This is a genomic window from Kurthia sp. FSL E2-0154 (assembly GCF_038003625.1).
In the GTDB taxonomy this organism is placed as follows: Bacteria; Bacillota; Bacilli; order Bacillales_A; family Planococcaceae; genus Kurthia; species Kurthia gibsonii.
The window spans coordinates 988908-1002183 of record NZ_JBBOPO010000001.1 but is presented as its reverse complement, the minus strand read 5'-3'; the positions used below and the strand labels follow the sequence as shown (position 1 = coordinate 1002183).

The window sequence follows — 13276 nt, the reverse complement described above, 5'->3', positions numbered from 1 at the left end:
ATTAACCGCCTCCTACGAATGTTACGATTTCGAATGAATCGCTTGGTTGAATTGCTCGTTCATGCTCATCTGCCTGCAAAATGACACCGTTTTGTTCCACAATGATGACTTTCGATTGAAGTGCTAAAAAATCGACAAGTGCTGCGACTGTCTGTACTTCCTCTGGTACATCAATAAAATGACCATTTACACGTAATTGCACGTATTTGTCACCTCCTCTAATTGATTTGCCATATATTCACCTGTAATGGCACTGAGTAAAATACCATTCCTGTAATGTCCAACCGCACACCATAATCCTTTTGTTGTCGCGTGTTGTGCCATAAGTGGTCGTTCTAAAGAACAGTCTGGACGCAAACCTGCCCAGCTCGTTTTAAAGGTCGCCTGTTGAAGTGCTGGTACAAGTTCAAAAGCTTGATTTAATAGATGTTGCACACTCGCTGCTTCCACGTGCTTTGTTACGTCACCTCGCTTCATCGTTGCCCCAATGACGTAATGACCGCCTCGTTTTGGTGCAATATAAAATCGTTCTCGAAATAGTGGCACTTGTAAAATCGGTTCATAACTATGCAAGCAAACGACTTCCCCCTTCACAGGAATCGCTTCAATTTCAAAATGTTGTTGCAGCGGCTGATTCGATACGCCCGTTGCTAGTATGATTTGTTTCGCTTCCAACATGCCTGCTGTTGTTTGCACGCCACATACTTCTCCTTGCTGTTCTATAATCTGGGTCACTTCCGTATATTCGTAAATGTCACAACCTAATGCTGCAGCGCTCGCGGCATAGCCTTTTGTTAAGTCCTTTGCAAGTACATGCCCATCATCTCGGCAAAAAACACCACCATATAATTTAGATGACACTGCTGGCTCTATCTGCTGTACTTGTGTCATCGTCATCGCTTCACACACTTCACCACACGCACTTTGCCAGTTCATAATGTCATGAATGCGCGCGAGTTCTTGTTCTGTATGAGCGATGCGCAAGATCCCTTTTTGCTCATAACCAATATCAATGCCTGAGAGTGTACGAATTTCTTCTTGAAGTTTCGGAAATAAGCGGCGGCTTTTTTGCGCGAGATGAAAGAGAGGATCTTCCGCATCCCACTCTGCTTGTACACCGAGTAAACCAGCAGCCGCAGATGAAGCACCACTGCCAATCATCTGTTTTTCGATGATGGCTACTCGCTTGTTTCGTTTAGAAAGCGAATAGGCGATTGAACTGCCGATTGCACCGCCGCCAATGATGATGACATCATAATTCTTCATAGTTCTCCCTCATTTCACGATAAATTTTTAATATGTCACAACCATTTTCTGCCTCCCAAAAACCCGAGCGAATCGCTATTCTTTCACTTTTCACAAGATGTACGTTGTGGGGCGTAATCCCTCCTAATGCAATATACGGACGCTTCGCTGTTTGGAGAATATCTGCTGCTAAAGGAATCGCATCTTTTTTACAACTTGTATGAAAAATCGGTGATAACATACATTGATCCGCCTCACTCTTATGTAATTCTTCAATAGAATGAACTGATTCGATAATTGAAAATTCTGAAAAGCGCACGCGAATTACGGGAATAGGTAGACTTCTGTAACCAACTTGAACGGTTTGAATTTGATGTGCATGGGCAACATCTAACCGATCATGGACGACCATTTTATGAAGGGGAAAACCAGCTTGTAGACACTGATCTATAAGCTGGTATAACTCCTTTGCTGTGCGCTCATATTCACGAAAATGTAGCGCGTCTATTTCGGTTTCTGCCTGCATGACACGTTTTACAAACTGTTCATTCGTCTGCTTGCCATCTGAAAGAACATGAATCTTCATCTACTTCACCAGTTCTTTATATAGCTCGTCTGTTGGCACCATTTTGTCGGCAATTTTTTGTTGAACGAGCCACTCATTTTGCTTTTCCCAGCTGGCTGGATTATCCGATAAGAACGGCTCTTCCTTCGTCTCCATCTTATCTGTTACAATCTTCAAGCTTTTTTCCTCGATACTTTTCGTCAGTGGGAATTGGTCTTTCTCTTGATGATCTAATAGAATAGCAAGCGATTCATCTGGATTCTTCTTCGTATAATCAAATCCTTGTTTCGCTGCTTCTAAAAATGCTTTTAATGTTGCTTCGTCTTTCGCAATCGTACGGTCACTTGCTACGAAGACGATTTCATGACTCTTTGGTACACCGAATTCCGATGGGTCCATTGTTGAAATCGGATAGCCCTTTTCCTCCATGACAGGTAGCTCATGGTTAATTAGACCACCTGCTAAAACATCCACTTTTTTCGTAATGAGTGCGGATACTAATTCAAAGCCGACGTCGACTAACTTCACTTGATTCGGGTCGCCCCCATCTTCTTTTACCATCGCTTTAATTGTCGCTTCACTTAATGGTGTACCGCCATAACCAACTGTTTTTCCTTCTAAATCGCGTGGGCGCTGAATATTCGATTCTTTTAGTGACATCAATTGACTAAGTGGTGATTGGACAATCGTACCAATCGACTGAATTGGAACTCCTTCATTCGCACGTGCCATAATGACATCTTGCTGATAGTAAATACCAATGGTTGATTTTCCAGCAGCTGTTAAAGTCAGTGGGTCTGTTGGATTCGATGGATATTGTAGTTTGACATCAAGTCCTTTTTCTTTAAAATAACCTTTTTCCATCGCTACATAGAGAAAGCTATGAATCGCATTCGGATACCAATCGAGCATAACTGTCACTTCTTTTAATTCTTTACCATCTTTTGCTTTACTTGAACAACCTGCTAATACGACAACTAACAAACTACATAGTACAAAAAATTTCATCAAACGCATTAATCTTTCCTCCAAACGATATATTTTTTTTCAATGATTCGAATGATGAAGACAGCGATGATCGCCATCGTAGATAATAGAACGATGGGCGCAAATACACCTGCTCCGTCTAACTGTGTCATCATTCGTTTACTGAAGTAACCGAGACCTGCCTGTGCTCCGAGCCACTCCCCAACAGCTGCGCCGATAATACTGAGCGGTACAGCGATTTTAAAAGCAGAGAATAGCTGTGGTAGCGCTGACGGAAGTTGTAGCTTCCAAAAAATTTGCCATTTTGTCGCCCCGTACGTTCGCATGAGTTCTTCTAGTTCACGCTTTGTGCTACGCAGTCCATCAAACATACTCATCGCAATCGGGAAAAACGCAATGAGGACGGTCACAAGCACCTTACTCCAAATCGTGTAACCGAACCATAAAACAAAAATGGGCGCGAGTGCTGTAATGGGAATCGTCTGTGACGCGACGAGTAGCGGATAGAATGCGCGCTCCGACCAATGACTGAGGTGCATCATAATCGCGAGACCAATGCCTAAAATAATTGAAATTAGTAAACCAATCCAAAGTACTTGTAGTGTTGCAGGTAAATGGACGGTAAATAGAGCTTCTCTAAAATCCCACATCTTTTGTAAGATGGCCGTTGGAGACGGTAAGATGTACATCTCATTTAGCCAGCGCGCAAATACTTCCCAAATGAGTAGCAGTCCCACACTCACATAAATCGCAGGTGCATTTTTTCTCATAATTGCTGACGTCCTTGTTGCAACATGTGAATCAGTTGTTGCTTCACGTCTTGCACCTCCTTACTTGCTAAATCTGAACGCTGTCTTTTATGTTCCATTGGGACAATCGTTTCGTGTAGCGTATGAATTGGTGTCTGCTGTACAGTTAGAATACGATCTGATAAATAGAGCGCTTCATCCACATCATGCGTAATAAATAAAATGGTTTTACGCCATTTCTTCGCTTGTATGTATAACCAATCTTGTAACTCCATCTTCGTCAGTGCATCGAGCGCACTAAATGGTTCATCGAGTAACAGTACATCTTGTGAAGCATTCAATGCACGAATGAATGCAACACGTTGACGCATGCCACCCGATAAGTCTTTTGGTTTTTTATGCATGTAAGCTCCTAGACCAAATTCCTCGAGTAACGCCTTACTCTGTTCTTCTGCTCTCTTTTTCGGTATTCGCTGACATTCTAATGGCAACAATGTATTTTGTAATACGGTTCGCCAAGGGAGCAGTAAATCTTGCTGTGGCATATAGCCTACAGGTTGTTTCGCTACGGTCACTTGTCCCGACTGTGCCTGAGATAGACCTGTAATGAGACGAAAAATCGTACTTTTTCCGCAACCACTCGGACCAATTAACGAAACGAATTCACCTTCTTGAATGGAAAAATGAACATGGTCTAAAATGGGTTGTTCTTCGTAACGAAAACAGACATCTTGTAAAGCTAAACTCTCCAATGATCTTCCTCCTCTATAAAAAAAGCCATCTCGACAAAGAATCGAAATGGCTGCAAATGACAGAATCATCGCATGCCACTTCCCTACGCTAGTCCGAACTAGATCAGGTAATAAGGGTTAAGATATTGAAACCTCTCTCAGCACGTAAAAACGGCACCCCTAGTGGTGAAGCATTATGAAATTAGAAAAAGCCCCTGTCTCCATACACGTATCGAAACAGGGACCTGAAATTGTTTTTTCGGTCGAAACGGCTTCCCTACGCTAGTATGAACTAGATCAGGTTGAAAGAATCCAGAGCTTACGGCTCCATCTCAGCTGGCAACACCAGCACTCCTAGCACACTATGATTTTGTTAAGGTGAGTATAGCACTCCCTAGTAATTTATGCAATAGTTGGTTTTATTTTCATTACCAAAGTGGTTTATCCTCTTTGTCGACACGAATAAAGAGCGGTGAAAATAATATAAAGTAAAGAACATACACGATGATGACACCAATAATATACGCTATGTGAATTCCGTATAGATTCGCTCCGATTGACAATGCGCCTAACACAAGACTTAGCAGGAAGCCTTGTAGATCAATGCGCCTTTTATTTAAATAAATCGGTTGTGCACAATGTTCACATGTTTGATATTTCTTCATACCCCACTGAAGTTTCCACGCCGTCCGATAGTCGAGCACTTCGTCGCAATGTGGACAAGTTACCTCCTCACGATTTTTCATGACAAGCCATAAAATAAAGCTTAAAACAATAAAAGCAATTCCTACGTATAGAGCGTTTTGATTACGGTACAGTATAAAAATAAATATTGTAAAGGCATATGTGTACCCCAGTATATCTTTCGTTCCTTCTAATAACTTCATGGCATTTGGACGGCTCATTCGAATATGGTTTTTATTGAATGTACCAATAATTGATACAAATATACCGATTAATACACAATAAAAAATATTTTGGGTTTTCAAATAGATATACCCTGCTAATAACAAGTTCAAAAAGAGGATTATTTTCCCGAAGATATTTTTCACTTTATTTTGATATTCATAGGATTCTTTCTTCTCTTTTTCAATGAATAATGTTGAAAATAAAGTGGGTATACATAAAATAAATGCGATGAGTGCTATCTCCATAACACTTGGTTTTAATTTGAAAAAGAGTTCCGTTTCCTCTACACTGTCAGACCATTTATAAATCTTATCTGTATCAAGTTCTTTTACATAATACTGTGTATCCTCGTCATTCGAAAATAGTAAAAAGGTTTCGACTTCGTTGTTCTCTTTCGTTACTTCGACAACATAGTATAAAGAAGGTGGTTCTATTTCTTTTTTTATAACAGGACTCGCCTTTAATTTTTTTTGAAATGTTTCAAATTTAGAAGAAGATAGTTCTCGCTCGCTTGAAAACCATCGATTCGTTAATGTTGTTCCGTCTTCTTCATAACGTGCTTCTGTATCAATTCGAATCGACTGAATCCCATCTTCTGCTTGTCCAACACGTGTCGTTTGTTGTTGGAAAATCATAAGAAGAATGCCAGCGAATACGACCATCATACAAGCAGTTAATAGGAGTGGTTTATAGATGACTTTTCTTCTCTCTTTTTTTCCTTTTTGAATCATTCGCTCTTTTACCTGTTCTGACATTTTATATTGATTCATCTCTCGTTGAAATGATTGTTTAAAATTCTTCATCAAAATAAACCTCCTTTAACGATTGTTTGAGTTGCTGTTTCGCACGCTGGTGACGCGTTTTTACAGTGTTCAGTGGAATCGATAAAATCTCACTAATTTCTGCAAGCGTATATTCCTCAAAATAATGAAATAAAATAATGGCACGATACTTTTCATCTAGTTGTAAAACAGCATCTACTACTTCTCCATTTCTTTCTTTTCTTCCATAAAGATTCGCTGGGTTAATCGTCGAATCGCCTATGTCGACTTCCTTCTCTTTTGTAAAAAAGAAGCGCCACTTCCCTTTCTTTTTTCGTAAATAATCTTGACTTTTATGTACCGTTATTTTGGCTAAATAGGTCTTTAAAGAGGCACGTTGTTCAAAAGCATGTTCATTTCGATAATGTGCGAGTAGAACATCTTGTACAATTTCTTCTGCTGCTCCGCAGTCTTTTACATAAATAAAAGCAACACGATAACAATAATCTGCATATGCCTCAATCAGTTCTTCCATCGTCATATTTTCACCCTTTCACCTCTATCGTCGCATACTTTTTATAAAAGGTTTCATTTTTTTGAAAATATTTTTAAAAATAAAAAAGCTATCTATTGAATGATTGGGAATCCCTAACATCCATAGATAGCTTATCGTAATTTATACAGTTTGTGCTTTACGTTGTTCGAATTTTGAAATGTATTCTTCGTATTGGAACGTCAACGAAATTTCATCCCAACCGTTGATTAACATTTTTTTATAGTAAGGATCGATGTCAAAACGATAAACATCTTCGCCCGCTGTTACAGTTTGCTCCTCTAAATTTACAATGGCTTGTAAATGTTCTGCCTCTGCTTTTGCTAAAATCACCTCTACTTGTTCAACAGGTAACTCAATCGGCAAAATTCCATTCTTGAAGCAGTTATTATGGAAAATATCTGCAAAACTTGGTGCAATAACAACGCGGAAACCGTAGTCTAAAATCGCCCATGGTGCGTGTTCACGCGATGAACCACACCCGAAGTTATCATGTGCTACTAAAATAGATGAGCCATCATATTTTGGCTGATTTAATACGAAGTCTTGGATTGGCTGATCATTTGCATCAAAACGCCAATGATAGAATACATATTGGCCAAAACCTGTACGTTCAATACGTTTTAAAAACTCTTTTGAAATAATCTGATCTGTATCGACATTTTTACGATTTAACGGTGTCACAATACTTTTTACGATATTAATTGGTTCCATACAATTCCCCTCCTATACAGGTACGTTCATTACTTTTCGTACATCAACAAAATGGCCTGCGATTGCGGCTGCGGCTGCCATTGGTGGACTTACAAGGTGTGTACGTGATCCTGCACCTTGACGACCTTCAAAGTTACGATTCGATGTAGAAGCACAACGCTCACCTGCAGGTACAACGTCTTCATTCATTGCTAAGCACATCGAACAACCTGATTCACGCCACTCAAATCCTGCATCTAAGAAGATTTTGTCTAAACCTTCTGCTTCTGCTAATTGCTTCACAGAATAAGAACCTGGTACGACAATGGCACGTACACCATCTGCTACTTTTTTACCTTGAATAACTTCTGCAGCGGCACGTAAATCGTGTAGACGAGAGTTTGTACAAGAACCGATGAATACATGTTGAATTGCGATGTCTTCGATTGGTGTTCCTTGTTCTAAGTCCATGTATGTTAGTGCTTTTTCAAGCGCTTGACGGTCTGATTCATCTGCTAAATCTTTTGCAAATGGAACTGTTTTTGAAATCCCTGTACCCATTGAAGGGTTTGTTCCCCATGTAACGAATGGCTCAATTTCAGAACCATCAATAACGACTGTACGATCATACGTTGCATCTGCGTCTGTTGCAAGTGCTAACCATTCTTTTGCAGCCTGTTCAAATGCTTCGCCCTGTGGTGCATATTTACGTCCGCGTAAATATTCAACCGTTGTTTCATCTGGACTAATTAACCCTGCTTTTGCACCTGCTTCAATCGACATATTACAAATCGTCATACGTTCTTCCATTGATAATTGATGGATGGCATCACCTGTAAATTCTGCAATGTATCCTGTACCAACATCAATGCCGAATTTTGCGATGATTGCTAAAATGACATCTTTTGCTGTTACACCGAAACCAAGTTCGCCTGTTACACGAATTTCTAATGTTTTTGGCTTTGCTTGCCATAGTGTTTGTGTGGACATGACATGTTCTACTTCTGATGTACCAATCCCGAATGCAATCGCACCGAATGCACCATGTGTCGATGTATGTGAATCACCACATACGATTGTTTTACCTGGTTGTGTTAAACCAAGTTGTGGTCCAATAACGTGAACAATCCCTTGATCTGGATGCCCCATATCAGCTAATTCCACACCGAATTCTTTACAGTTATCTGCAAGTGTTGTAATTTGCTTTTTTGCAATTGGGTCATTGATCGTTGGTAAATTCTTCGTCGGTACGTTGTGATCCATTGTCGCAAATGTTAAATCGGGACGACGTAATACACGATTATGTAAACGAAGTCCTTCAAATGCTTGTGGTGACGTTACTTCATGTACTAAATGTAAATCAATATATAATAAATCCGGCTTTCCGTCCTCTTGATAGACAATATGTTGACCCCATACTTTTTCAATAATATTTTTTCCCATGTTCTTCACCTCATCATCATTAAATAAATGTTTGTTCTTTTACATAAGCTGGTTCGATTTCATGTAATACTTTTTCTGTCCAGTCATTTGTAGAGAGTGTTTCTACACCTTTTGGCGCCATATCACCTGTAAAGAATCCTTTTTCGTAAACAGCTGCTACTGCGTCTTCAATTGCTTTTGCTTCTTCTAATAAGCCAAATGAATATTGTAACATCATCGCTGCCGAAAGAATTGTTGCTGCTGGGTTTGCAATCCCTTTACCAGCAATTTCAGGTGCTGAACCATGTACTGGCTCGTATAAACCGAAGTTATCTGCACGCATACTTGCAGAAGGTAATACACCTAATGAACCTGTAATAACCGATGCTTCGTCACTTAAGATGTCACCAAACATATTCTCTGTCACAATGACATCATATTCTGCAGGTGCTGTAATTAGCTTCATCGCTGTTGAATCAACTAAACTATGCTCTACCTCTACATCTGGATATTGTGCTTTTTTCTCATCTACGATATCACGCCATAAACGTGATGTATCAAGTACATTGGCTTTATCAACCGATGTTAGTTTTTTACGACGTAATCGTGCTAATGTAAAAGCATTATCGACGATTCGTTCGATTTCTTCTCTTGTATAAGTTAATGAATCAAGTGCTTCGTTCTCGGTACGATGACGTTCTCCAAAATATAAACCGCCTGTTAATTCTCGAACGATTAGAAGATCAACATCTTTCACAATATCTTCTTTTAAAGGAGATGATTTGAGCATCGACGGAATCGCTTGCACAGGTCGTAAATTAGAAAATAAGTCGAAGTGTTTACGGATGCGGAGTAGTCCTTTTTCTGGGCGTAAATCTGCTGGGTTATGATCCCATTTCGGTCCACCAACTGCGCCTAATAAAATAGCGTCGCTTTCTTCACATAGTGAAATCGTATTTTGTGGTAGTGGATCTTGATATTGGTCAATGGCTACACCGCCAATTGCACCATATGCAAAATGAAATTGATGATCATACTTTTGCGCGATTGCACCTAATACTTCAACAGCCGCAGTTACTACTTCTGGGCCAATACCGTCTCCTGGTAACACTGTAATTTTCTTTTCCATTATAATTTCCCCCTTAAATCAAATCGTGCGAAAATAACAAGTATGGAGTGCTATGTGGGAAGCATATACTTCCCACACCCCATATTTTATTATTTTGTTACAACTTCTTTGTTTACTTTTTGTCCAACGAATGGCATCATTTCACGTAATTTAGCGCCTACTTCTTCGATTTGGTGATTGCGTACTGCTTGTTTTTTCACTGAGTACTGTGGACGATCATTTTCGTTTTCAGCAATCCATTCTTTCGCAAATTTACCTGTTTGGATATCTGTTAATACGTCTTTCATTGCTGCTTTAGAAGCTGCTGTTACAACGCGTGGACCTGAAACATACTCGCCCCACTCTGCTGTATCAGAGATTGAGTAGTTCATGTTGTCGATTCCACCTTCGTACATTAAATCAACGATTAATTTTAATTCGTGGAAACATTCGAAGTAAGCGATTTCTGGTTGGTAACCTGCTTCAACTAATGTTTCGAAACCAGCTTTTACTAATTCAACTGCGCCACCGCAAAGTACAGCTTGCTCACCGAATAAGTCTGTTTCTGTTTCTTCTTTGAATGTTGTTTCAAGAACGCCTGCGCGAGCTGAACCAATTCCTTTAGCCCAAGCTAGAGCTAAATCTTTCGCTGTACCTGTTGCATCTTGGTAAATACCGATTAATGCTGGTACACCTGCACCGTTTTGGTACGTACGACGAACTAAGTGTCCTGGACCTTTTGGTGCGATTAAGAATACATCTACGTCTGCTGGTGGTACGATTTGTTGATAATGAACGTTGAAACCATGTGCGAATACAAGTGCGTTACCTGCTTCTAAACCGTCTTTGATTTCTGCTTCATATACTTCTTTTTGACGCTCATCTGGAAGTAAGATCATGATTACGTCTGCTTCTTTCGCTGCTTCTGCAACTGTTTTTACAACTAAACCATCATTTTTAGCGCGCTCTGCTGATCCACCTGGGCGAATACCTACGCGTACGTCGAAACCTGATTCTTTAAGGTTTAATGCATGTGCATGACCTTGTGAACCGTATCCGATTACTGCGATTTTTTTGTCCTTTAAGATTGCCTCGTTGATATCTTGGTTATAATACATTTTTACCATTGTAAATTCCCCCTAATATTGTTTGTTTTATTATAAAATCGAAAGATGCGGTGCAGGTTTTACTTGAGCCTCTCGAACAAATGCTGTAACACCCGTTCTTGTTAACTCTTTAATACCATATGTTTTCATAAGTTCAATAAATGCATCGATTTTTTCAGGATTACCGACAATTTGATACGTCACAACACTTTTACCTATATCGATAATCGTTCCTCTAAACGGTTCGACAATTGCATTAATTTCTGCGCGCAAATTCGGTGGAGCAACAACTTTAACGACTGCTAGTTCCCGCATAACAATTGATTTATCCGTAATATCATTCACTTTTAGGACATCAATTTGTTTTGAAACTTGTTTGACAAGCTGTTCAATTTTCTGCTCATCATCTACATTGACGATGAATGTCATTTTCGAAATGCCCTCTTGTTCGGTGTGGCCCACCGTAATGCTCTCAATGTTGAATTGACGTTTCATCAAGAGACCTGTCACTCGATTGAGTACACCACTTTGATTGATTACTGTCACGGTAATTACTCTTTTCATCCCTTTGTCACTCCAATCATTTCTGAAATTCCTTTTCCAGGAGCAACCATTGGTGTTACTAGCTCTAACTGCTTCACTCGGATATCAATTAACATGGCTTCATCAGATAAAATTGCTGCTGATAATTGCGATTCTAATTGTTCTGGGTCATCAATTAGACAACCTTTAATACCATATGCTTCCGCTAATTTCACGAAATCAGGTTGAACTGGAATTAATGAAGAAGAATAACGCTCTTCATAAAATGTTTCTTGCCATTGTCGAACCATCCCTAAACATGAATTGTTCAAAATAACAATTTTCACTGGTAAATCAAATTCTTTTAATAATGCAAGTTCTTGTAAAGTCATTTGGAAACCAGCATCTCCTACAACTGAAACTACTTTCTTTTCAGGGAAAGCAAATTGTGCTCCGATGGCAGCTGGGAAACCAAATCCCATCGTACCAAGTCCACCGGATGTTACCCATTGCTGATCTTGCTTGAATTTATAGTATTGCGCTGTCCACATTTGATGTTGACCAACATCAGTCGTAATAATCGCCTTACCTTCTGTTACTCGACTGATGATTTCTAGTGGTTGCTGTGGCAGGATTTCTCCGTTTGCAGCTTCCTTGTCATACCAAAGTGGATATTGTTCCACACATTGCGCTAAGTATTCCTGCCATTTTGAAGTATCTTGGACATGAATTTCTTTTGATAGTAACGCCTGAAGTGCTAGTTTCGCATCGGCCACGATCGGTACATCCGTCGGAACATTTTTGCCGATTTCAGCAGGATCGATGTCGATATGAACAATTTTGGCATTTTGAGCAAATTTATCTAACTCCCCTGTTAAGCGGTCATCGAATCTTGCGCCGATATTGATGAGTAAATCACTTTCCGTAATCGCCATATTTGCAGCAAAAGTGCCATGCATTCCTGCCATTCCTAAAAATTGAGGATGTTCTCCATCAATTGAACCTAATCCTAAAAGTGTATTTACTACAGGAAGATTGTATTTTTCTATAAATTCAGTTAATTCAGAAGAAGCATCAGCAGCTAAAACACCTGCACCTGCTAATACTAAAGGCTGTTCTGCTTCTTCTAATAGCGCAATCGCCTTTTTAATTTGTAAGAAGTTCGGTTGTGTGGTCGGCTGATAGCCTGGTAAATGAATCGGTGCATCGTCATCAAATTGTTCTGCATCGAATACTGTATTCGCGATATCTTTTGGAATATCTACTAATACTGGACCTTTACGACCTGTATTGGCGATATGGAATGCTTCTTTAATAATTCGCGGTAAATCTTGAACATCTTTCACTTGATAATTATGCTTTGTAATCGGTTGCGTAATCCCTACAATATCTGCCTCTTGGAAAGCGTCAGTTCCGACAACTGTCGTAGCAACTTGCCCGGTAAAAACGACAAGAGGTAGTGAATCCATCATCGCATCTGTAATACCTGTTACGAGATTTGTAGCACCTGGTCCAGAGGTCGCAATAACTACTCCTGGTTTACCAGTAACTCGTGCATAACCTTCAGCAGAGTGAATCGCACCTTGCTCATGTCGCGCTAAAATATGTTTTAATGGGTTACGATATAATGCGTCGTAAAGCGGTAATACTGCACCACCTGGATAACCGAAGATAATTTCAACTTGTTGCTTATGCAGCGCATCAATAAATACATCTGCACCTGTCATTTTGGTTCGAGGTGTGACTTCTTTCGAAACACCCGTATCGATTTGATTTGTTGTTTCAACTTGAGTTTGAGCATTCATTTATGGATCCTCCCTTGTTATTATCACATGTATAAAGAAAAAAGCTTTTTCATCCACGCAAAAGAAAACCTTCACGTAGGGATGAAAAAAGCTTTTCATGGTACCACCCTTATTTGCAGA

The 13276-nt window shown here is 39.7% G+C and carries 14 protein-coding genes, 2 riboswitches and 1 other annotated feature (1 of these 17 running past the window's edge); all 14 genes read right to left on the bottom strand.

The genetic code is table 11. From position 1 onward, the window contains the following. Position 1: 1 nt before the first annotated feature. On the bottom strand, positions 2–202 hold the full coding sequence (gene thiS / locus MHB75_RS04810; RefSeq protein WP_141273533.1) for a sulfur carrier protein ThiS: 201 nt from the start codon (positions 200–202) through the stop codon (positions 2–4). After that, the gene (thiO, locus tag MHB75_RS04805; RefSeq protein WP_340996181.1) at positions 187–1266 is read right to left on the bottom strand and encodes a glycine oxidase ThiO; all 1080 of its coding nucleotides are present in this window, start codon (positions 1264–1266) and stop codon (positions 187–189) included. The genes thiS and thiO overlap by 16 nt, the downstream gene beginning before the upstream one ends. After that, positions 1253–1831 (bottom strand): thiamine phosphate synthase, encoded by a 579-nt coding sequence (locus MHB75_RS04800; RefSeq protein ID WP_141273537.1) that lies wholly within the window; start codon positions 1829–1831, stop codon positions 1253–1255. The genes thiO and MHB75_RS04800 overlap by 14 nt, the downstream gene beginning before the upstream one ends. Next, the gene (locus tag MHB75_RS04795; RefSeq protein WP_068453588.1) at positions 1832–2827 is read right to left on the bottom strand and encodes an ABC transporter substrate-binding protein; all 996 of its coding nucleotides are present in this window, start codon (positions 2825–2827) and stop codon (positions 1832–1834) included. Further along, positions 2827–3567, bottom strand: coding sequence for an ABC transporter permease (locus MHB75_RS04790; RefSeq protein WP_068453590.1), 741 nt, complete (start codon positions 3565–3567; stop codon positions 2827–2829). The genes MHB75_RS04795 and MHB75_RS04790 overlap by 1 nt, the downstream gene beginning before the upstream one ends. Then, a complete protein-coding gene (locus MHB75_RS04785) occupies positions 3564–4340 on the bottom strand; it encodes an ABC transporter ATP-binding protein (RefSeq protein WP_419720644.1) in 777 nt (258 codons plus the stop codon). Before MHB75_RS04785 ends, MHB75_RS04790 begins: the two co-directional genes overlap by 4 nt. A 21-nt stretch (positions 4341–4361) precedes the next feature. Continuing rightward, positions 4362–4469, bottom strand: a riboswitch (TPP riboswitch). Positions 4470–4534: 65 nt separating this feature from the next. After that, positions 4535–4643: riboswitch (TPP riboswitch) on the bottom strand. 62 nt (positions 4644–4705) lie between these two features. Continuing rightward, positions 4706–5989: a TIGR04104 family putative zinc finger protein gene (locus MHB75_RS04780; protein ID WP_340996179.1), complete on the bottom strand. Its 1284-nt coding sequence runs from the start codon at positions 5987–5989 to the stop codon at positions 4706–4708. Further along, the gene (locus MHB75_RS04775) at positions 5976–6482 is read right to left on the bottom strand and encodes an RNA polymerase sigma factor (protein WP_340996178.1); all 507 of its coding nucleotides are present in this window, start codon (positions 6480–6482) and stop codon (positions 5976–5978) included. Before MHB75_RS04775 ends, MHB75_RS04780 begins: the two co-directional genes overlap by 14 nt. Positions 6483–6623: 141 nt before the next feature. Continuing rightward, positions 6624–7214: a 3-isopropylmalate dehydratase small subunit gene (gene leuD / locus MHB75_RS04770; protein WP_340996177.1), complete on the bottom strand. Its 591-nt coding sequence runs from the start codon at positions 7212–7214 to the stop codon at positions 6624–6626. Positions 7215–7226: 12 nt separating this feature from the next. Continuing rightward, positions 7227–8636 (bottom strand): 3-isopropylmalate dehydratase large subunit, encoded by a 1410-nt coding sequence (gene leuC / locus MHB75_RS04765; RefSeq protein WP_340996175.1) that lies wholly within the window; start codon positions 8634–8636, stop codon positions 7227–7229. Between the two features lie 19 nt (positions 8637–8655). Next, the gene (leuB, locus tag MHB75_RS04760; protein WP_340996171.1) at positions 8656–9744 is read right to left on the bottom strand and encodes a 3-isopropylmalate dehydrogenase; all 1089 of its coding nucleotides are present in this window, start codon (positions 9742–9744) and stop codon (positions 8656–8658) included. A gap of 89 nt (positions 9745–9833) precedes the next feature. Next, positions 9834–10850, bottom strand: coding sequence for a ketol-acid reductoisomerase (ilvC, locus tag MHB75_RS04755; protein ID WP_141273553.1), 1017 nt, complete (start codon positions 10848–10850; stop codon positions 9834–9836). Between the two features lie 30 nt (positions 10851–10880). After that, positions 10881–11393 (bottom strand): acetolactate synthase small subunit, encoded by a 513-nt coding sequence (gene ilvN / locus MHB75_RS04750; protein WP_141273556.1) that lies wholly within the window; start codon positions 11391–11393, stop codon positions 10881–10883. After that, a complete protein-coding gene (ilvB, locus tag MHB75_RS04745) occupies positions 11390–13078 on the bottom strand; it encodes a biosynthetic-type acetolactate synthase large subunit (RefSeq protein ID WP_340998559.1) in 1689 nt (562 codons plus the stop codon). The genes ilvN and ilvB overlap by 4 nt, the downstream gene beginning before the upstream one ends. 152 nt (positions 13079–13230) lie before the next feature. Next, positions 13231–13276, bottom strand: a binding site (T-box leader); it runs 203 nt beyond the window's last position.

What these genes read in the sequence shown, in the direction of transcription:
- ilvN (WP_141273556.1), bottom strand. Translation starts at nt 11,393, where the DNA reads ATGAAAAGAGTAATTACCGTGACAGTAATCAATCAAAGTGGTGTACTC.
- MHB75_RS04795 (WP_068453588.1), bottom strand. Translation starts at nt 2,827, where the DNA reads ATGCGTTTGATGAAATTTTTTGTACTATGTAGTTTGTTAGTTGTCGTA.
- MHB75_RS04775 (WP_340996178.1), bottom strand. Translation starts at nt 6,482, where the DNA reads ATGGAAGAACTGATTGAGGCATATGCAGATTATTGTTATCGTGTTGCT.
- thiO (WP_340996181.1), bottom strand. Translation starts at nt 1,266, where the DNA reads ATGAAGAATTATGATGTCATCATCATTGGCGGCGGTGCAATCGGCAGT.
- MHB75_RS04790 (WP_068453590.1), bottom strand. Translation starts at nt 3,567, where the DNA reads ATGAGAAAAAATGCACCTGCGATTTATGTGAGTGTGGGACTGCTACTC.
- ilvB (WP_340998559.1), bottom strand. Translation starts at nt 13,078, where the DNA reads ATGACAGGTGCAGATGTATTTATTGATGCGCTGCATAAGCAACAAGTT.
- MHB75_RS04780 (WP_340996179.1), bottom strand. Translation starts at nt 5,989, where the DNA reads ATGAAGAATTTTAAACAATCATTTCAACGAGAGATGAATCAATATAAA.
- leuC (WP_340996175.1), bottom strand. Translation starts at nt 8,636, where the DNA reads ATGGGAAAAAATATTATTGAAAAAGTATGGGGTCAACATATTGTCTAT.
- MHB75_RS04800 (WP_141273537.1), bottom strand. Translation starts at nt 1,831, where the DNA reads ATGAAGATTCATGTTCTTTCAGATGGCAAGCAGACGAATGAACAGTTT.
- leuD (WP_340996177.1), bottom strand. Translation starts at nt 7,214, where the DNA reads ATGGAACCAATTAATATCGTAAAAAGTATTGTGACACCGTTAAATCGT.
- ilvC (WP_141273553.1), bottom strand. Translation starts at nt 10,850, where the DNA reads ATGGTAAAAATGTATTATAACCAAGATATCAACGAGGCAATCTTAAAG.
- leuB (WP_340996171.1), bottom strand. Translation starts at nt 9,744, where the DNA reads ATGGAAAAGAAAATTACAGTGTTACCAGGAGACGGTATTGGCCCAGAA.